Raw genomic sequence first — 18548 nt, 5'->3', positions numbered from 1 at the left:
TTTGACTACAATGTATGGACGCATGCGGTTCCTAGGAAAGGCAGCTCCATGGCACAGCTCATAGACATCCTGCGGGTCGAGGTCGGCCTCAAGAACCTCGTTGCCCGGGTGCGCGTCTCGGACGAGGCTCCGCTCATGACCAGCGAGGACCTGCAGGGGACCACGCGCGTCTACAAGCTCATGCCTCACATCGTCGAGCATGCCTGCCTGGGGGACGCGAGCGAGACCTTCAAGGAGGTCATGGGCAACACCGAGCTGGCCCACCTCCTCGAGCACGTGACGGTGGAGCTGCTCTCGCGCTCCGCCGCCTCCGCGGAGGTCTCTTCTGGCCGCACCTACCCCGTCCCGGGAGAGGCGCGCACCTACGACGTCGAGCTCTCCTGCCCCGACGACGTGTTGGTGTGCGCCGCGCTCTCCAGTGCCGTCTGGGTCATGGACTGGGCCTTTGGCGGGGGAGAGGGGCCGCGCCCTGACGTCGACGCCATCGCCGAGGGCCTGACCGGACTGGTCCAGAGCCTGGGCGACGAGCCTGCCGAGGCATACGAGCGCGAAGTCCAGGAAGAGATCGACGCCGAGGTGGAGAAGAGGAGGGACGAGCTCCTGGCCCAGCGCGAGGACGAGCTCGCCCAGAGGAGGGCCCTCGCCGAGGCCGCCGCAGCGGCTGCTGCCGACCAGGCACGCGCCCGCGCGGCCGTCGAGTCGGCCGCGCTCGAGTCGAGCCGTGCAGAGGAACTCTCGCAGCTGCCAAGCTGGGCGGTGGATCCCGACGACCCTTTTGTCCGGAAGGTCAGGGAGGGCCGCGGCCCTGACTTCGTCCAGCGGGAGGCCTCGCCCGAGGCCTGGCAGTCTGCTCAGGAAAGTCTCGGCTCGAGCGACGACGAGCGTTCCGGGAACGCAGGCGACGTCCTCGATTCGTCGCAGGCCCCCTTCGTCGAGGCGGTCGACGAGCCGGGGCCTGTCGCGGACGGCGGGGACGTTGAGGTCGAGCTCCCCTAGTAGGAAACGCGGTCACCGACCGCGACGCACTCCTCCGGGCATTTGCGCTTCTGGTGGCCCCAGGTCGGCTAGGATGGTGTCACCATGCAGGGGCGGTCTGTCTCCGCATACGGGAAGGATCTCTCGGCCTTGGCTGGGAAACGACGGGAGGAAGACATGAGCGCAAAGGGAGCACTTGGATTCGTGGCAGGCTTGTTCGCGGGAGCGACGGCCGGATTCGCGGCGGGAATCCTGATGGCGCCTCGTCCCGGCGCGGAGAGTCGAGCCATGGCCGCCGACGCCATGAATGACGCGTGGGACAGCGCGGTCGACTCATACGAGCGCGGCTCGCGCGTGGTCAACGACAAGATCGCCGGAGTCCGTCCGGGCATGGACGCCACCACCGACGAGCTGCGCGCCAAGGTCGACCTGGCCCGCGAGCGCATGGACCAGCTGCGCGACTCGCTCTCCGAGGCCGTGACCAACGCCTCCGCGCAGGTGCAGGAGACGGTCTCGGACGTCGCCGACAAGGTCAGTGCTGCCGCCGAGGCGACGGCGTCGGACTCCGCGGTCCACGTGGAGGTCGTCGAGGACGATGCGACGGACGAGGGGTAGCGCTCCTTCGAACGCTGCGTTTGGGGGCGGGCGGACGTGCTGACGTCGCCCGCCCCGCTTGGTTTCGTGCGCGCGGCGCAAGAGGCGCGCGGAACATGCCGGCAGCCGGTTCGGGAGCCATCGAGGGGAGAAGGGCATGGCCAGGATCTCGGAGCTCATGGGCAGGAAGGTGTACGAGCTGCGTCCTGCCCGCAAGGCGGGCGGCGAGCCTCGGCGCAGGAGAGTCGGCAGGGTGCATGCCGCGGTCTTCTCCCCCGACGGCAGGTCCCTGGTAGGCTACATGGTCAGGCGCCCCGACATCGCGGGGATGGTCAGGCGCCCCGACGCCTTCCTGGCACTTGACTCGCTCCGGTCGGGCGAGGACGCCATATTCCTGACGAAGGACGCGGGGCTGGCGCTGGATGACGGGGCCCGTGGCAGGCTGGGCCTTGAATGGGACTCCTGCGTCATGTGGGCGGGCATGGACGCCAAGACGGAGCGAGGTCGCGTCCTGGGCTACGTGGGTGACGCGACCTACGACGCCGGGACCGGTCGCGTGCAGAGCTTTGCCGTGGGAGACGGCGGCGTGGCCCAGTCGCTCGTGGGCTCGGTTCAGGTCCCCGCGTCCATGCTCAGGGGCTACCGAGGCGGCTACATGGTGGTGGACGACGCTGCGTCTCGGCTCTCTTTGAGCGGTGGTGCCGCGGCGAAGGCCGGCGAGGCGAGCGCCAGGGCGCAGATCGCCGGAAGGAAGGTCGCGGCACGAGCCGACGAGACGGCCTCTCAGGCGCTTGACAGGGGGTCCAGCGCGCTTGGCCGCGCGATCGGCAAGGCCAGAAGGTCCGTGGAGGGGGCAGCGCAAGGTGGGTTGGAGCCCAAGAAGGCGACGGCCACCCAGCCAGGGGCAAAGAAGACCTCGCGGAAGAACACGGGCGCGGACGGCGCACGAGCCGTGGGCCGCCAGATGAAGAAGGCCGGCGGAATGTTCGGCTCCTTCATGGACGAGTATCGCAAGGCGAGCAAGTAGGCCAAGCGCCCTCGGCCTTCGCGGGAAGATCGTCCTGCGGCCTACCCATCGGCCGTCCCCGGGGTACGCGGGCCAGGGCGCCCCCGCGTCCCGACAGCCTAGTATCCCATCGCCTGGAGCGCGAACATGATCACCGTGAGGACCACCACGGCGACGATGGTGAACCAGGTTAGCGCGTTCCAGATGCGCCCGTTGGCCCAGCGACCCATGACGTGGCGGTCGCTTGCGATGTTTACCATGCATACCAGGAGCACGGGCAGGAGCACGCCGTTCACGATCTGTGCTGCCATCATGATGCCGAAGAGGTTCGCTCCCGGGAGCAGCACCAGGGCGGCGCTCAGGATGGCGATGGCCGTCAGGATGCCGCGGTAGGCGGGGGCCTCCTTCCAGCTGCGGTCGGTGCCCCTCTCCCATCCAAAGGCCTCGCACACGGCACCCGCGGTGATGCCGGGCATGACGCAGGAGGCGAGGAACGACGCCCCCACAAGGCCTGCGGCAAAGAGCACGGCGCTGTACTTGCCCGCGAGCGGAACCAACGCCTGGGCCGCGTCGGCAGCGTCCTGAATCACCACGCCCGCGGGGAAGAGGACGCTTGCGGTAGTGAGCACGATGAACCAGGCGATGGCCTGCGAGACGAGCGCGCCGGACACGTTGTCGGCGCGCTGCCCAAGGATGTCGCCCTCGTCGAGGTTCTTCTCGGCAACGTTGCTCGAGACCATGAAGATCATGTAGGGCGAGATCGTGGTGCCTATGCTTGCCACCAGCAGCGAGATGTAGGCGGGGTCTCCCAACATCTGCGGCACGACCGTGCTGCCAAGCGCCTTGCCCCAGTCGGGTCCCACCACGACGCCGGTGATCACGTAGGTGACGAAGACGGCGGAGATGGTGAGGAGGGCCTTCTCGATGCGGCGGTAGGATCCAGACATGGCCAGGAGCCACGACGCCAGGGCGGCCACGGGCACCGAGACGTAGACCGGGATGCCGAAGAGCAGAAGGCCCGAGGCGATGCCCGCGAACTCCGACACCGTGACGGAGAAGTTCGAGAGGATGACGGCCAGCATGGCGACCGTCGAGATGCGGATGCCAAACTGCTCGCGGATGAGGGAGGCGAAGCCCTTGCCCGTCACGCAGGCCATGCGCGCGGCGGTCTCCTGCACCACGACAAGCAGCAGGCAGGTGAGCGGGATGGACCAGAGCATGCCAAAGCCGTAGCGCGCGCCCTCGGACGAGAAGGTCGCGATGCCTCCCGCGTCCATCCCCGCCAGGGCGGTGAGGATGCCGGGTCCCATCACGGAGAGCGTCGAGCGGAGCCGCTGCCCCCTCGTGGGCGCCGCGTCGACTCCCGCCGCCCGTCGTGCCGTCGCCACCCTAGGCCCCCAGTCCGCCGGGGAGGCATGCGAGTGCGACGGCGTACACCACGATCGCAACGGCCATGGCCGTTGCCTGGAGCGCGAGGCCCGAGGTCTCGAGGTTCTTGGCGTCCCTTACGCGCAGGATGGTGAGGTATGCCGGCGCGCAGAGGAACGACGCCATAACGCTCACGGCCGCGGAGGCGAAGCCGTGGAAGCTCGGGTCGTACGCGCCCAGGCCGCTCGCGAAGAGTGCCGCCTTGATGCCGCCGGCGACGAGCAGGACGAGCGCGGAGAAGAGAAGCCCCAGGCCGAGCCCCTTGATAGTGAAGCCCAGAAGCGACGGCGCGTCCTCGTCGTCAGGGTCGTAGCCCAGGAAGAAGTTGGTGACGTAGCTTATGGAGTCGTTCGCGGCAATCACGGCCACGGGCAGCGCCAGCGCATGTAGGAGGGTCGTGTCGCTTGCCCCGTTGGTCCCCGCGACCAGGGCGAGCGCCGCCAGGCCCAGCATCCAGAAGGCGAACCACAGCTCGTTCCTGAGCAGCCAGACGAGGTCGTGGCCACCGCGCGACCCGTCCCCGTCGCGACTCGCCGCACCGGCGATCTGCAGGTCCTCCTCGTGCTCCTCCTCCATGACGTCGAGCGCGTCGTCCACCGTGACGATGCCCAGCAGCTTGCGCGCGTCGTCCACGACGGGCATGGCCAGGAGGTTGTACTTCGCGATGTCCTTGGCCACGTCCTCCTGGTCGTCGTCGGGGCTCGCCACGACGAGCTCGCTCTCGGCGATGTCCGACAGCACGGTCTGGCCGCCATGGACGATGAGGTCGTTCAGGCTCACCGCGCCGGCGAGGCGGCCTTCCTCGTCCTTGGTGTAGACGTAGCGGACGGACTCGAAGTTCTCGTCCAGACCACGAAGCGCCGTGATGGCGTCGTCTACGGTGCCCGTCTCGTCCACCAGGACGAACTCGCTGGTCATGATGCGGCCGGCGGTGTCCTCGCGGTACCCCAGGAGCTGGCGGATGGCCTTCTGCTCCTGTACGCCCATGAGCCGAAGCAGCTTCTCTGCCTTGTCGTAGTCGAGCTCGCTCACGAGCTCGGCCGCGTCGTCGGGGTCCATCTCCGACAGCATGCGCGACGCCGTGGCTTCCTCCATGTCGCCCACGATTTCGGCTGCCATCTGGTCGTCGTCGAGCTCGGCCATGGCGTCCGCCGCCTGCTCGTCGTCGAGTTGGGCGAAGACCTGGCCGCGCAGGCGCGGGTCGAGCCTCTCGATGATGTCGGCGACGTCGGCGGGGTGAAGCTCGTCCAGCGTCTTGTGCGAGACCGACAGCTTCACGTTGGATAGGTCCCTCTCCACCAGGTCCATGTAGTTCCAGGCGATGATGCGCTCGGGGATGGACTTCCCGAAGACGCGGGCGATCTTGAGGGACGCGCGCTCGAACGCGGGCGAGAGGGACCTCAGTATTCCCCGGACGCCCACCTCGGCGCCGAGGAGGCGCAGCTGAGAGGAGCTGGTGTCCGAGAGCTTGAGGTCGTTCACGCGCACGACGCGCATGCCGCGCGTGTCGACGATCTGCTTGTTGAGCAGGTCGCGGGCGATGAGGACCTCGTTGGGCTGGAGGTACGAGAAGCGGATGTCGGTCGAGACGACCTTGAGTCGCACCTCGTCGTCGTCGAAGGAGCCTGCGTACTTGCGCCACGAGATCATGAACGGTGTCTTGCCGGGTCCCTCGACCGCGAGCGAGGTCACGCGGGGAAACACCTCGCCGGTGGCGATGCCGAGGTCGTTGACCCTGCCAATCCTCTCACCGTCGAGGTCGTAAACGGGGTTGTCCAGCATCTGGGACAGATAGATCATGCGTGCTCCTTCGTTGGTCCGTCGCCGCGCATCGCCGTGGATCGCGTCGCCTTCGCCGGGGGTACCCCGCGGTGAGACCAACCAGGACGCACCGAGGGGTCATCGACTGTGAGGTCGAGGTTTCATCAATGACCCTTCTCGTAGCTTCTTCTCGTCACAAGGCGGGATCGAAATGGCCACCTGCCTGCGCCTTGAGCATTGTACACGCGTCGAGCTGCCAGAACTCCCACGAATGCCAATCACCACGCAGGAAGGTCATGCGCCATCCCGCACACCGTCCCGTCGCCCATTCCCGTCCAGGGGCACGCCGCGCGAGCCAGCTGATGTGGGATACTTCCTGGGGTGGACCCGCAGTCAGAGAAGGGGGCGCGAGGTGAGGACCCTGCAAGCCAAGTACTTCCTTGCGGTCTCTCCCGAGGATGAGGTCGGGCGGAGATGACGCGCGCCTTTCCACGCCTCCCCACGTTCGGAAGGCCCGGTGGCGCGTCCTTGTCCCCCGATGCGGGACGCAGGTGCCGCATCGCCCTGCGCGTGGCGGCCGGCCTGGGAATCGGCCTGGTGGTCGCCGCCAATGTCGCTGCGGTGCGCTTCGGCGAGACGATCGACTCCTACCTGAGCAGCGACGAGGTCGACGTGTCAGACGTCCGCGTCGAGGCCCAGATGGCCCGCGACGAGAAGCTCTCGGAGGAGGTCGAGGCCGAGGGCCTGGTGCTCGTGCAGAACAGGGGAGACGTGCTTCCCCTCCCTCGCGACGTCGACCGCGTGAACGTCTTCGGCTGGGGTTCGACCCAGTGGGTGGGCGGCGGCTCGGGCTCGGGTGGCGTGGCGGGGGAGTGCGAGGGCATCCTGCAGGCCCTGACCGACGAGGGCATCGCCTACAACGAGGCGCTCGCCAAGATGTACCGTAACTTCCAGGGCGAGAGGCCCTTTCTCTCAAACGGGTCGCTCAACACCCATGACTACGAGTTCTGCCGGCTCTACGAGCCGAGCGTCGAGGACGAGGGGCTCTACACCCCCGAGCTCCTCCAGGAGGCGAGGGAGTACTCCTCCACCGCGATCGTGGTGCTGAGTCGCGTGAGCGGCGAGAGCATCGATTGCCCGCGCGAGCAGTTCCGCGTCACCACCAAGGGCGGTCCCGTCAAGCGGAGCATGGCCCGGCACTATCTCGAGCCCTCCCCCGAGGAGGAGGCGCTCATCCGCTACGTCGCCGCCAACTACCAGAACGTCGTCGTGCTGGTCAACTCGACCAACCCCATGGAGCTCGGCGTCGTCGAGTCCGTCGAGGGGGTGGACGCCTGCATGCTGGTGGGCGCCACCGGGACGACGGGCGCGCGAGCCGTGGTGAGGGCCCTCTGGGGGGACGTGAACCCCTCCGGCCGCACGACGGACACCTACGCGTACGACTTCTCCACAGCCCCCAGCTGGGCCAACGCGGGAGCGGACGGCGAGGGCCACTACCTCGACGCAGGGGGCTGCTACCCGGCCGACGGGACGCTCAACGGCAACGTGGGCACCCGCGAGGCCTATGACTCCGTGCGCTTCGTCGACTACGCCGAAGGCATCTACGTCGGTTACCGCTGGTACGAGACGGCGGACGCGGAGGGCTTCTGGGAGGGGGAGAGGACCAGCCATGGGGAGGGCTACGACGGCGTCGTCCAATACCCTTTCGGCCACGGCCTGAGCTACACGGACTTCTCCTGGCAGGTGGTCTCGCGCGACCCCCTCAGGGGCGGGGAGCTTGACCCAGACGGAAGCGTGACTACCGTGGTGCGCGTCACCAACACGGGCTCGCGGGCGGGCAAGGACGTGGTCGAGCTCTACGCCACGCCACCCTACGAGCATGGCAGGATCGAGAAGCCGTCGACGCAGCTCGTCGCCTTCGCGAAGACCGACGAGCTCCAGCCAGGCCAGAGCCAGGACGTCACGCTGAGCTTCGACGTGCGGTCCCTGGCGAGCTACGACTGCTATGACGCCAATGGCAACGGCTTTGCCGGCTGGGAGCTCGAGCGCGGGAGCTACAGGATCGAGCTCAAGCGAGACGCGCACACCCTCGCGACCTGCGCGCACGCGAGCGTCAGCTACGAGCTGCCGCACGACCACCCCTACCCAGACGACGCGAGGACGGGGGCGCGGGTCTCGAACCTCTTCACGGGCAGGTCGGCCGAGGCCGGCGTCTCCATCGACGGCAGCAGCACGGGGTCGCCGCTGAGACTCCTCACGCGGGCGGACTTCAGGGGCAGCTTTCCCAAGAACCGTGACGTAGACCGGACCATGCCCGACGCCGTCCGCATCCTCAACCGCTATGATGCGGGTCAGGCCCGCGCGCAGGACTCCCGGTACGACGGAGAGGTCCAGATGACCCAACAGCCCTCGCAGGCCAAGGCGAGGTTCTATGCGCTCGAGCGCCACGGCAGGCTCACCGCCCTGGGCCGCGCCCTGGGCGAGGACTACGACGACGAGCGCTGGGACTCCCTGCTCGGACAGCTCTCGCAGGGGCAGATGGAGCAGCTGGTCCTGCACGGCTACTCCCACACCTCCGAGCTCGGCGTGATAGGAAAGCCTCGCAGCAAGGAGCTCGACGGCTCGTCCCAGGCGTCCTCCTTCAACCAGCTCCGCTGGGGGGTGGGCTTCCCCAACCCCACCACGCTGGCACAGACATGGAACCCCTCCCTGTCAAGGCGCTTTGGTCAGGCGGTGGGCATGGAGTGCGCGATGCTGGGCATCGACGGCTGGTACGCCCCCGCCTGCAACCTGCATCGCACGCCCTTGGGCGGGCGGAACTACGAGTACTACTCAGAGGACCCCCTCGTGTCCGGCGTCATGGCCGCCCGTACCATCGAGGGCGCGCGCCAGGCGGGGACCTACACCTACCTCAAGCACCTCGCCCTGAACGAGCAGGACTCCTATCGCGACTCCCTCTATACCTGGCTGAGCGAGCAGTCCCTGAGGGAGCTCTACCTCGAGCCCTTCCGCAGGTCGGTCGAGGACGGTGGCTGCACGGGCGTCATGAGCTCGTACAATCGCATCGGCGCCATCTGGGCGGGCGGCAGCGAGGCTCTCGTCGATGGCGTGCTGCGCGGCGAGTGGGGCTTCCGCGGCTCCGTGATAACCGACTACAGCGACCATCACGCCTATATGAACGCCGACCAGATGCTTCGTGCCGGCGGCAGCCTCTTCATGGACGGCGTCTTTGACGATGGCGGCTTCGCCCTTGACACCACCACCCCAAACTTCCGCCGGCGTCTGCGGGCGGCCAGCAAGGACGTGCTCTACACCTGGCTCAACGCCCGCGCGTCCAACCTTGGCTACAACGACGCGGCGGCCGCGGCGGGCGAGGCCACGCTCGACCGTCCCGCCAAGACCAAGGGGACCTCCCTCGTGCTGGTGGTCGTCTCGCTGGTCGACGCGCTTGTCGCGGGGACCGTCGTCGTCCGCGCCGCCATGAGGATCCGCCGCCGTCGCAGGGCGTAGGGCCGCTCGCTCCCGCTCCAAAAGGACCGATTTCGACAAGGTGCCAAATCGGGGGGCCACCGTTCCTCTCCCCGGGCGCGTTGTTGGCCGCCGGGGCCATGGCACTCGCCCTTACGGGTTGTGCGGAGGGGGCAAGCATGAGGGGGAGCTCTTCGGGCGGCGACAAGCCCGTGGTGTACGCGAGCTTCTATCCCGTGGCAGACCTCACGCGCCAGGTGGTGGGAGACCGCATGGAGGTGCGGACCATCATCAAGGGCAGCCAGGAGCCCCACGACTTCGAGCTTCAGGCTGGCGACCGAGCCGAGCTGGGCGAGGCCGACCTCGTCATCTACAACGGAGCAGGCATGGAGGACTTCATGGACGACCTCAGGGGCTCCGAGGGTGACGACGGTCGCTTCCTCGACCTCTCGCAGGGTCTCACGCTGCTTCGGGGCAAGGACTCGGACGGGGACGATCGCTCGAGCGTCAACCCCCACACCTGGCTGAGCGTGAGAAACGCCCAGCACGAGGTCGAGCTCATCCGCGACCGGGCGAGCGCGATGGACCCCGACGGGGCGGGCACGTACCAGGCAAACGCGCAGAGGCTCATCGACGAGCTGCACGAGCTCGACCAAAGCTTCCAGGAGCGCCTGGACAAGGGCAAGGCGGGCGAGAGGTACTTCGTGGTCTCGCACGCGGCGTTCAACTACCTGGCGCACGACTACGGCCTGCGGCAGGTGGCCGTGACGGGCATCTCTCCCGAGGACGAGCCGTCCGCGGCCCAGCTTGCGACCATCGCCGACTTCGTGAGGCAGCATGGCATCGACACCATCTTCTTCGAGGGGAGCGCGACCCCCAAGGTCGCGCAGACCCTGGCGCGGAGCACCGGCGCCACCACCTCGACCCTCTACACCATGGAGAACCTGAGCGAGGAGGAGATGGGGCTTGGCTACGTCGAGCTCATGAGGCGCAACCTCGACGCCCTGGCGGAGTCGTTTGATGTGTGAGCTGGTGCGCGCGCGGGGGCTCGAGTTCTCGTACGAGGGCGTCCCCGTCATAGCCGGCCTGGACTTGAGCCTGCGCCCTGGCGAGCTGGTTGCCCTGGTGGGCAGGAACGGAGCGGGCAAGTCGACGCTCATGAGGCTGCTCTTGGGCGAGCTCGCGCCTGACGCGGGGGAGCTTCTCGTCCTGGGCGAGCGTCCCGTGACGCATCGCCACTACCCGCGCGTCGCCTACGTCTCGCAGGACTCCGTGCGTGGCTACCGCCATTTTCCCACGACCGTCCGCGAGCTCCTCCAGGTCCACTGCCGGCATCTGGGAATCAAGTCCGACGTCGGCGAGCTCCTGGCCCAAGTGCGCCTGGAGGGCTCGCTCGACAAGGCGCTCGACCAGCTTTCGGGTGGGCAGCTCCAGCGGGTGGGGCTGCTCGTCGCCCTTCTCAAGGACGCCCGCCTCATTCTCCTCGACGAGCCGACCAACGGAGTGGACGCCAGCTTCTCGGACGAGCTTTTCCAGGTGCTGAGGGACATGGCGGACGCGGGCAAGGCAGTGCTGGTCGTGACCCACCATCCGGACGAGCTCGAGGGCCGTGCCGACCGCGTGATCAGGCTCAGGATGGCAGCATCGAGGAGGTCGTTCAGTTGTCGGAAGGAGACGTCGGCGCGTGATGTTCGAATACGAGTTCATGCGGCGCGCCTACCTCGTGGGCAGCGTCCTGGCCGTGATCCTGCCGCTCATAGGCCTGCCAATTCTGCTCAAGAGGCTCTCGATGATGGGCGACACGCTCTCACACGCCTCGCTCGCCGGCGTGGCCATAGGTCTCTGCCTGGGCTTCGACCCGCTCCTTGGTTCCGTGGTCGCCTGCGTCGTGGCAGCCTTGGGGGTCGAGCTCATCAGCAGTCGCCTCAAGGCCTACCAGGAGATCTCGACCGTGATCGTGCTTGCGACCGCCATCGGCCTCGCGGGCATCTTCACGAGCCTCACGGGCGGGAGCAACGCCATCAGCTCCTACCTCTTTGGCTCGATCGTGACCATCGGGGACTTCGAGCTCGCGCTGGTGCTCGCCGTGGCGGCTGTGGTGCTGGTCACCTACGCCTGATCTACGACCGCCTCTACCTGAGCGTCTTCGACCCCGTAGCGGCCCCTCTCATGGGCATCGACGGCCGGGCGCTCAACCTGGCGTTCTCGTTCCTCGTCGCCATCACGGTGAGCGTGGCGGCAAAGACCATCGGCTCGCCGATCGTCTCGTCGCTGATGGTCATACCCGTCATCTGCGCCATGCAGTTCGCACGCAGCTACAGGGGGACGCTGCTCCTCTCCATAGCCCTCTCGCTCGCCTTCGTCCATGCGGGCCTTGCGGTCTCGTACCACCAGAACCTCAGGCCCGGATCTGTGATCGTGCTCATCGCAGTGCTTGCTTTATCAGTGGCGATGCTCGCCAAGAGAAGATGGGGGTACCTATGAACAACGTAAGGAAGGCAGGCCTGGGCCTTGCCGGTGCCATTGCCGCGGCGACCGTCGTCGCGACGCTGGGTGGTCGCGGGCTTGGCGTTCCCGCGTCGGGTGGCCGGCAGGCGCCCGCGGCACAGGAGCAGGTTCGGGTACTGCGCCAAGACGACCCTGCGAGCAAGGCGGACGTGTCCTTCGCCACGGACGACACCACTGAGGTCCTCATCGACGCCCCCGAGGTGGATTCAGACCAGATCGTGAAGGTGGTCAAGCACGGGGACCACTGGCACATCTTCACCAAGGACGGGCGAGAGATCATCACCTACAGCGACCCGAGCGCACTGTACCCCCACGCATACGTGGGGGAGTACTCCGGGAGCCACTCCGACCACGGTCGCGACGGCGGGCAGGGCGCGCGCGTCGACTGGCCGGTGCCACGGGTCGATGCCGGGTCTGGCTAGCCCTCTTGTCAGTCAAGGACCGCAGGTGAGAGTGGCAGTGATGCCGCACGGACGCGCGCCGCGGTCGGCACGACTGACTCCGCCCCGCGCCGCCTCAACTTCGTGAAGGTGGTGAGCCTGGACGAGCTCGCCCGCCAGCCCATCGTCCGCATCCTCAAGCATGACGACCGCTACCACGCCTACACGGAGGACGGCAGTGAGTTCATCTGCCGCGAGGATCCCTCCCGCGCCTTCCCCAAGATCAAGATAGGGACCTTCGAGGGGAGCCATGACGGGCATGTCTCGCACGTGGGTCGCGGCGCGCGGGGTGGCGCGGCTGGGAACGGCGCGCCCCGCTCGCGCGGCAAGGCGGGCGCCTCGAAGCCTGCGGGCCCCATCGCCCCCATCAAGCAGGACAAGAACGACCCCAAGCGCGTGCTATCCATCGAGCACCACAACAACCACTGGCACCTGCACCACGCAGACGGCTTCGAGAGCGTGGTCTACGAGGATCCTTCCTCCGCCTACCCTGACATCAAGATCACGGAGTACGACCCCAACATGGGGCGCCACTTCGAGCCCCTCAAGCCGGGCGAGAGCTTCCGCTACGAGGACGTCGACGCCGCGCTTCTGGTTCCGCTTGACCAAATCAACTATGGCAACGTGGTCCACTCCGTCGACTACGACGAGGCCGCCGGTGGCTTCGTGATTCCCCACCACGACCACTACCATTACGTGTCCATCCAGACGATCATCCAGTTCTGCAAGGACGGTGGGGACACCTTCCACGGCAACGACCCGCGCGCCGTCGTCGCCACCCTCAAGTACCTGGTCCAGCACCCCGAGGCGCGTCCCAAGGGCAAGAACGGCTGGGGGAGCGACGCCGAGGTGGGGCATAGTGGCGGAGGCCATGCCCACGACGACGAGCGGAACGGCGACCACGAGGTCGAGCGCGGCCACGAACATGCGGCGGAGTCCCGAGACGAGGAGGAGGCGGACTTCACGCGCGGCCCCAGGATCGAGCGCATCGTGCACGAGGGCAGCGTCTGGTACGTCTATTACGTCGACGGCAGCTTCAGCACGCTGACGCACGACCCCGAGGACCGCTATCCTGGCGTGCCCATCGAGGAGGGCTCGACGCCCGTCAACGACGGTATGAGCGACGACGAGATCACGAGCAGGTACTGCGCCCTCTATGGGATGAGCGGGGAGGAGTTCCAGGACACCCTCTTCGAGCTCCCCAACGTCCCGCTCCAGAACATCAAGTTCCTGGACGACGGTACCGCAATCATCCATGGCGTCAGGTACGACTTCAAGAACCTCCTTGCCAAGATCGTCCGCGAGCAGGAAGAGGCACGCCGCAAGTCAGAGGAGGGGCATGCCCGCGCCGACGAGACGACGGCGCACGACGCGTCAGCGGAGGGCTCAGGGCAGGAGGATGCCAGGACCGCCGCCGAGGGCGACGACCGCGCAGGCACTCCCGCCACGGACAAGGACGAGGTCGGGGGTGAGGGGGTCGCAACTGTCCGCCCCGAGACGGAGCCCACAAGGGAAGGGACGTCCGCCGCGGTTGGCCACGAGTGCGAGGCGTCGGCGGCGACCGAGGGTGCCGACCCCGAGCGCGTGGACGCCTCCCGTGAGAAGGACGCTCCGGCGGAAGCGGCAGATGCCGACGAGACGCCGGCGGGCACGACGGACGACGCCCCCGGCGTGGCATAACCCCGGGCTGGCACTGCGCGCCACGCGAGGTGCGGGGCATTCTTGCCTAAAGAAGGAGCCCGGTCGGGATGATCCGGCCGGGCTCCGCTCGTGCGAGGGGGAAGGAGGCTAAGGCTCTAGAACTTGACCTGGGGCGCCTGGCGCACGGAGGCGTCGGCGGCCTCGAAGCCCTTGCGGCGCGGGAACTTGGACCCGGCGACGATGTTGCCGGGGAAGGTGGTGACGGCGTTGTTGTACTCGAGCACGCAGTCGTTGAAGCTCTGGCGCGCGTAGCTGATGCGGTTCTCGGTGTCGGTCAGGTCGCCCTGGAGCTGCTGGAAGTTGGCATTGGCCTTGAGCTCGGGGTAGGACTCCGCGACGGCGAAGAGGTGTCCGAGGGTCTGGGTCAGCTGGTTGGAGGCGGCCATCTTGTCCTCGGGGGTGACGGCGGAGCTCACGGCAGAGCGGGCCTTGATCACGGCTTCGAGGGTCTGGGACTCGTGGCTGGCATAGCCCTTGACGACCTCGACCAGGTTGGGGATCAGGTCGTTGCGGCGCTGGAGCTGCGTGTCGATGGTCTCCCACGCGTTGTCGCAGCGGTTGTTCTTCTGGACAATGCCGTTGTAGATCGAGATGAACCAGATTCCCACCACCACGATGAGTGCGATGATGATTATGGCGAGCGTCATGGCGATTCCCTTCTCGCGGCTCGTATCCTGTCAGACAAGTATACCCGGACCCGCCCACATTCGACCTGGGACGTGGTCCTGACGGCATGTGATGTCCGCGGGGCAACGAAGTCGGATTGCGGGGGTTCAATGTCGACGCGACCGTAAGGCAGGGGACTGACGCCATCGCACCGGGAGGCACCTGGGCGATCTGGCTGATGCGCATGGCGGAGGGGGAGGGATTCGAACCCTCGGAACGGGGTTACCGCTCGACGGTTTTCAAGACCGCTGCAATCAACCACTCTGCCACCCCTCCAATGGGTGCGCGGATATATCCTAGCGCATGAGCCCATGCAGAAAAGGGGAGGCTAGGGGACGATGGCCGAAGCGGAGCGACGGCGCGAGGTCGACGAGGCCTTCATGCGCGAGGCCATCGAGGAGGCCCGCCTTGCCGCGCAGGAGGGAGAGGTGCCCATCGGCGCCGTCGTGGTCTGCGACGGAAGGGTGGTCGCACGCGGTCGCAACCGGCGCGAGCTCGACCATGACCCATCGGCCCATGCCGAGTTCAGCGCGCTGGTGAAGGCGTCGCAGGCGCTGGGTCGCTGGCGGCTCACGAGCTGCACGGCCTACGTGACGCTCGAGCCCTGCCTCATGTGCGCGGGGCTCATGGTCAACTCCCGCATAGACCGCTGCGTCTTTGGTGCCCCAGACCCCAAGGGCGGTGCGCTGGGAACGCTCTATGATGTGAGCCACGACGGACGGCTGAACCACGAGTTCGAGGTGGTGGGTGGCGTGTTGCAGGATGAGTGTGCGCAGCTGCTTCGCGACTTCTTCCGCGCCCGCCGTGCGGAGCAGCGTGCCGCGAGGGGTGTGGCCTCGGACGAGTAGGGTCGCGCGGGCTCAGGAGCCGGCTCGTCCGCTTACGGACGTCGTCTAGGGCGCATGAGGTCACGCATGCCCTGCCCGTGCGACCGCCCGTCCGCCACGTAACTGCAATTTTTCTCGCTGTTTATCCAATAGTGAAGTATCTTTGTCTGTATTCCGGGCGAAGGGGCTTATGGGCATGGGCAAGTGGTTCGACGCGGACGACGTACGCGAGGCATACGAGCACATTCGCGACCACGTGCGTCGGACCCCGCTGGAGGAGGCCGTCTATCTCAACGGGGGAGACACGTGCTACTTCTTCAAGCTCGAGAGCCAGCAGATCGGCAAGAGCTTCAAGATTCGTGGCGCCTACAACACCATGTCGCGGCTGAGCGACCGCGAGCGCCGGCACGGCGTGGGCACGGTCTCGACGGGCAACCATGGCGTTGCCGTCGCCTATGCCGCCCGCGAGCTGGGAATCCGCGACTGCATGGTGGTCGTTCCCATGGGGACGCCGCATTCCAAGACCGACCGCATACGCTACTACGGCGCCCGCTCCATGATGCTGGGCTCGGATTACGACGACTCCATCACGCTGGGCATCAACTACATAGACCGCAACGAGATGTTCTTCGTGGACCCCTATGAGTACGATCCGCGCGTGTACTGCGGCCAGGGGACCATCGGGCTCGAGATCCTGGAGCAGAACCCAGAGGTCGACACCATCGTCGTGCCCGTGGGCGGTGGCGGGCTTATCACCGGCATCGCCACCATAGCGAAGGCCATGAGGCCCGACGTGCGCATCGTGGGCGTGCAGACCAGCGCCTGTCCGGCCATGCTGCAGTCCCTGCGCGACGGGGTATGCTACAACCGCTACCCGACCTCGGGGAGGACCGTCTGCGAGGCGATCGTGGGCGGCGTGGGGCAGATTGCCTTCGACATGCTGCCCGACCTCCTCGACCAGATGATCATAGTGAGCGAGAGGTCCATCCGCTCCGCCTTCAAGTTCATGGTGAGCCGCGAGCAGCTGAGCATCGAGCCGGGAAGTGCCATGGTGGTCGCTGCCGTGCGAGAGCATGCGGAGCTCGTGGGCGGCCACAACGTCGCACTGGTGATAAGCGGCGGCAACCTGGACGCGGACGTGCTCTCGGCCATCCTCGAGGAGGACTTCGGCGACGAGGGGTAGGCCGACTTGGCATCGCGTGTCGGGCACGCTTCCGCGCGCCCCTCGCCTTGCCGCGCACGCTTCAGCGCACATCGAGTCACGTCGAGCACGCATCAACGCACGCTAGGTCGCAGCGCACACGCCGTTGCGCACACGATTTTTGTCGAGCACGCACCAACGCACAGCCGGAGCTGCGTCTGCGCTGTTGGCACGTGGGTCTCGTGTGCGCAAGAGCGCGCTTGACCCGCGGCGCGTGCGCAAGGGCGTGCTTGGTCCGTGGCGCGTGCACAAGGGCGCGGACAACGCGGGCCGTGTGTGCCGGCCCGTGGGCGCCGCGGATGCAGTGGTGCAAAGGGGCGAGGGGCGCGCCTACACCAGCTGGAAGATGAAGAAGTCCAGGTAGTGGGTCTCGGGTACGCCCCAGAGGATGGGGTGGTCCGGTGCCTGCTGGCGCTCCTCGACCTGGCGCAGCTGCACCCCGGCCCCGTGTGCCGCCTCCGCGATCGCCTGCGCCAGGCGCTCGCGCGACATGAAGTGGCTGCAGCTGCAGGTGGCCAGGTAACCGCCGCGCGGAAGCATCCGCATCGCGTCCTGGTTGATCTGGCGGTAGCCGCGCATCGCGTGGTCGATGGTCCTGCGGCTCTTGGTGAAGGCGGGCGGGTCCAGCACGACGAGGTCGAAGGGACCTCCCTCGGCGCGCAGCCGTGCCTTGTCGCGCGCGAGCTCGGGCAGGTACGCCAGGACGTCTGCCTGGGTGAACCCCATGCGCGGCGTCCCGTCCGCATTCACGTCGAGCCCGTTCAGCCGCGCGTTCTGCGCCGCCAGGTCGAGCGCCGTCTGGCTCACGTCCACGCAGCGCACGAACTCCGCCCCGCCTGCGGCGGCGTTGAGGCCGAAGGGCCCCACGTGGCAGAAGCAGTCGAGCACGCGTCGCCCCGCGCTGACCTGCCTCACGGCGCGGCGGTTGTACTTCTGGTCGAGGAAGAAGCCGGTCTTCTGGCTGTTCTCTATGTCAAGGTCGAAGGCCAGGCCGTTCTCGTGCACCACGAGTCGCGCGTCTTGGGGCTCCCGCGCCAGGCAACCGTCCAGCGCGCCGCCGCTCGCCTCGATCGCGAGCGGGTCCACGGCCTCCGGGGCCGAGAAGTCGTACCAGCCCTTGCGGGGCTCGAGCCCCTCCTTCAGGCGGGCGGGTGAGTCGGAGCGCTCGTAGATGCCGCGCACGCGGACGCCGTCCTCCTCGAGGACGAGGGCCAGGAGCGGGAAGAGGGTGGGCCTCAGGAGCTCCATGCCCACGGTGCCCACCTGCGCCACGAGCACGTCCTCGTAGCGGTCCACCACGAGGCCGGGGAAGGCGTCGGCCTCCGAGAAGAGCAGGCGACAGCAGTTGGTGTCCGGCTCGCAGCCGACAAGGGCGCGCGATCCCATGGTGGCCTTGCGATGCCCCCACGCCCAGCGGAGCTTGCGCCACCAGAAGGCGGCGTCGAGCCGGTCGTTCGCGTTGCGGCTCACCACGCGCACGCGGATCTTGCTCTTGAGCGAGAGGAGCCCCACTCCCTGCCAGGTGCCACTTTCCTCGAAGAGGTCGATGGCACAGCCGTTCGTGGCCTCACGCCCGTCCAGGGGAGAGGGACGCAGTTCCAGAGCCTCGCCTTCGAACACCCATGGGTGACCCGCCTTGAGGGAGCGGGCGGCCTTGCGGCTCACGATTGCCTGGGGGTAGGGTCTGAGCTGCTTCATGCTGGGCGTCCCTCCGGTCCTTGCGCTGCCTGCGGGCGAATACGTCTCGTTTGGTCCCGCGTCTTGCATTATGGCCGACGCGCCGCCCCCTGCTGGCCGACAGCCTTGAGGCACCAAGTTCGCTGGGCATGGGCCGACCTGTCCCATGCCCCGGCCCCAAAAGGTTACGAGCGGGGGGCGGATACCGTTACGTCTGAGTTTCGCCTTGGGCCTCGTAGCCCACGCTCCTCTCATCCGGCCCCTAACATGGCCAGACACCCGCGGCGTCGGATGGG

At 67.6% G+C, this 18548-nt stretch carries 15 protein-coding genes, 1 tRNA gene and 1 pseudogene; 12 read left to right on the top strand and 5 right to left on the bottom strand.

What is annotated here, in order from left to right:
* The first annotated feature begins 48 nt into the window (after positions 1–48).
* The 3 genes from HMPREF1008_RS09775 (at position 49) to HMPREF1008_RS02325 (ending at position 2596) form a co-directional block, all read left to right on the top strand.
* On the top strand, positions 49–996 hold the full coding sequence (locus HMPREF1008_RS09775) for a hypothetical protein (protein WP_009278245.1): 948 nt from the start codon (positions 49–51) through the stop codon (positions 994–996).
* Positions 997–1152: 156 nt separating this feature from the next.
* Positions 1153–1590 (top strand): YtxH domain-containing protein, encoded by a 438-nt coding sequence (locus tag HMPREF1008_RS02330; RefSeq protein ID WP_009278244.1) that lies wholly within the window; start codon positions 1153–1155, stop codon positions 1588–1590.
* A gap of 136 nt (positions 1591–1726) precedes the next feature.
* Positions 1727–2596, top strand: coding sequence for a hypothetical protein (locus tag HMPREF1008_RS02325; protein WP_009278243.1), 870 nt, complete (start codon positions 1727–1729; stop codon positions 2594–2596).
* Positions 2597–2694: 98 nt separating this feature from the next.
* Here HMPREF1008_RS02325 and HMPREF1008_RS02320 read toward each other — a convergent pair whose 3' ends face one another.
* Complete coding sequence (locus HMPREF1008_RS02320) at positions 2695–3963, bottom strand: Nramp family divalent metal transporter (RefSeq protein ID WP_009278242.1); 1269 nt, start codon at positions 3961–3963, stop codon at positions 2695–2697.
* Position 3964: 1 nt separating this feature from the next.
* Positions 3965–5803: a magnesium transporter gene (locus tag HMPREF1008_RS02315; RefSeq protein ID WP_009278241.1), complete on the bottom strand. Its 1839-nt coding sequence runs from the start codon at positions 5801–5803 to the stop codon at positions 3965–3967.
* Between the two features lie 489 nt (positions 5804–6292).
* Between HMPREF1008_RS02315 and HMPREF1008_RS02310 the strand changes: the two genes are divergently transcribed.
* The 7 genes and pseudogenes from HMPREF1008_RS02310 to HMPREF1008_RS02285 all read left to right on the top strand — a co-directional run bounded on the left by HMPREF1008_RS02310 (position 6293) and on the right by HMPREF1008_RS02285 (position 13860).
* On the top strand, positions 6293–9274 hold the full coding sequence (locus HMPREF1008_RS02310) for a glycoside hydrolase family 3 N-terminal domain-containing protein (protein ID WP_232202818.1): 2982 nt from the start codon (positions 6293–6295) through the stop codon (positions 9272–9274).
* A 137-nt stretch (positions 9275–9411) separates the two neighbouring features.
* On the top strand, positions 9412–10260 hold the full coding sequence (locus tag HMPREF1008_RS02305; protein ID WP_009278239.1) for a metal ABC transporter solute-binding protein, Zn/Mn family: 849 nt from the start codon (positions 9412–9414) through the stop codon (positions 10258–10260).
* Positions 10253–10822, top strand: a pseudogene (locus tag HMPREF1008_RS11040) (metal ABC transporter ATP-binding protein); the annotation flags it as partial. The gene HMPREF1008_RS02305 and the pseudogene HMPREF1008_RS11040, both read left to right, overlap by 8 nt.
* Before the next feature lie 97 nt (positions 10823–10919).
* A complete protein-coding gene (locus HMPREF1008_RS10970; RefSeq protein ID WP_255348649.1) occupies positions 10920–11351 on the top strand; it encodes a metal ABC transporter permease in 432 nt (143 codons plus the stop codon).
* A gap of 50 nt (positions 11352–11401) precedes the next feature.
* Positions 11402–11716, top strand: a complete 315-nt coding sequence (locus HMPREF1008_RS10965) for a metal ABC transporter permease (RefSeq protein WP_009278237.1) — start codon at positions 11402–11404, stop codon at positions 11714–11716.
* The gene (locus HMPREF1008_RS10585) at positions 11713–12162 is read left to right on the top strand and encodes a hypothetical protein (RefSeq protein ID WP_009278236.1); all 450 of its coding nucleotides are present in this window, start codon (positions 11713–11715) and stop codon (positions 12160–12162) included. The genes HMPREF1008_RS10965 and HMPREF1008_RS10585 overlap by 4 nt, the downstream gene beginning before the upstream one ends.
* Positions 12163–12264: 102 nt before the next feature.
* On the top strand, positions 12265–13860 hold the full coding sequence (locus tag HMPREF1008_RS02285; RefSeq protein WP_009278235.1) for a hypothetical protein: 1596 nt from the start codon (positions 12265–12267) through the stop codon (positions 13858–13860).
* A 116-nt stretch (positions 13861–13976) separates the two neighbouring features.
* On the opposite strand, the gene HMPREF1008_RS02280 is transcribed toward HMPREF1008_RS02285, so the two are convergent.
* Entirely contained in the window at positions 13977–14528 is a 552-nt protein-coding gene (locus HMPREF1008_RS02280) for a LemA family protein (RefSeq protein ID WP_009278234.1), read from the bottom strand.
* A 204-nt stretch (positions 14529–14732) separates the two neighbouring features.
* Positions 14733–14823: transfer RNA gene (locus HMPREF1008_RS02275), tRNA-Ser, on the bottom strand.
* Positions 14824–14885: 62 nt separating this feature from the next.
* Between HMPREF1008_RS02275 and tadA the strand changes: the two genes are divergently transcribed.
* Both tadA and HMPREF1008_RS02265 read left to right on the top strand, forming a co-directional pair.
* A complete protein-coding gene (tadA, locus tag HMPREF1008_RS02270; protein WP_009278233.1) occupies positions 14886–15395 on the top strand; it encodes a tRNA adenosine(34) deaminase TadA in 510 nt (169 codons plus the stop codon).
* A 175-nt stretch (positions 15396–15570) separates the two neighbouring features.
* Positions 15571–16557 carry a threonine/serine dehydratase gene (locus HMPREF1008_RS02265; protein WP_198003141.1) on the top strand — a complete coding sequence of 329 codons (987 nt, stop codon included), beginning with the start codon at positions 15571–15573 and terminating at the stop codon, positions 16555–16557.
* Positions 16558–16905: 348 nt separating this feature from the next.
* Here HMPREF1008_RS02265 and HMPREF1008_RS02260 read toward each other — a convergent pair whose 3' ends face one another.
* Positions 16906–18273 carry a class I SAM-dependent rRNA methyltransferase gene (locus HMPREF1008_RS02260; protein ID WP_009278231.1) on the bottom strand — a complete coding sequence of 456 codons (1368 nt, stop codon included), beginning with the start codon at positions 18271–18273 and terminating at the stop codon, positions 16906–16908.
* Positions 18274–18548 lie beyond the last annotated feature (275 nt).

Origin of the sequence: Olsenella sp. oral taxon 809 str. F0356, from assembly GCF_000233535.1 — a bacterium.
Taxonomy (GTDB): Bacteria; Actinomycetota; Coriobacteriia; order Coriobacteriales; family Atopobiaceae; genus Olsenella_I; species Olsenella_I phocaeensis.
The sequence above is the reverse complement of the archived record's forward strand: the minus strand, read 5'-3'. Positions and strand labels throughout refer to the sequence as shown.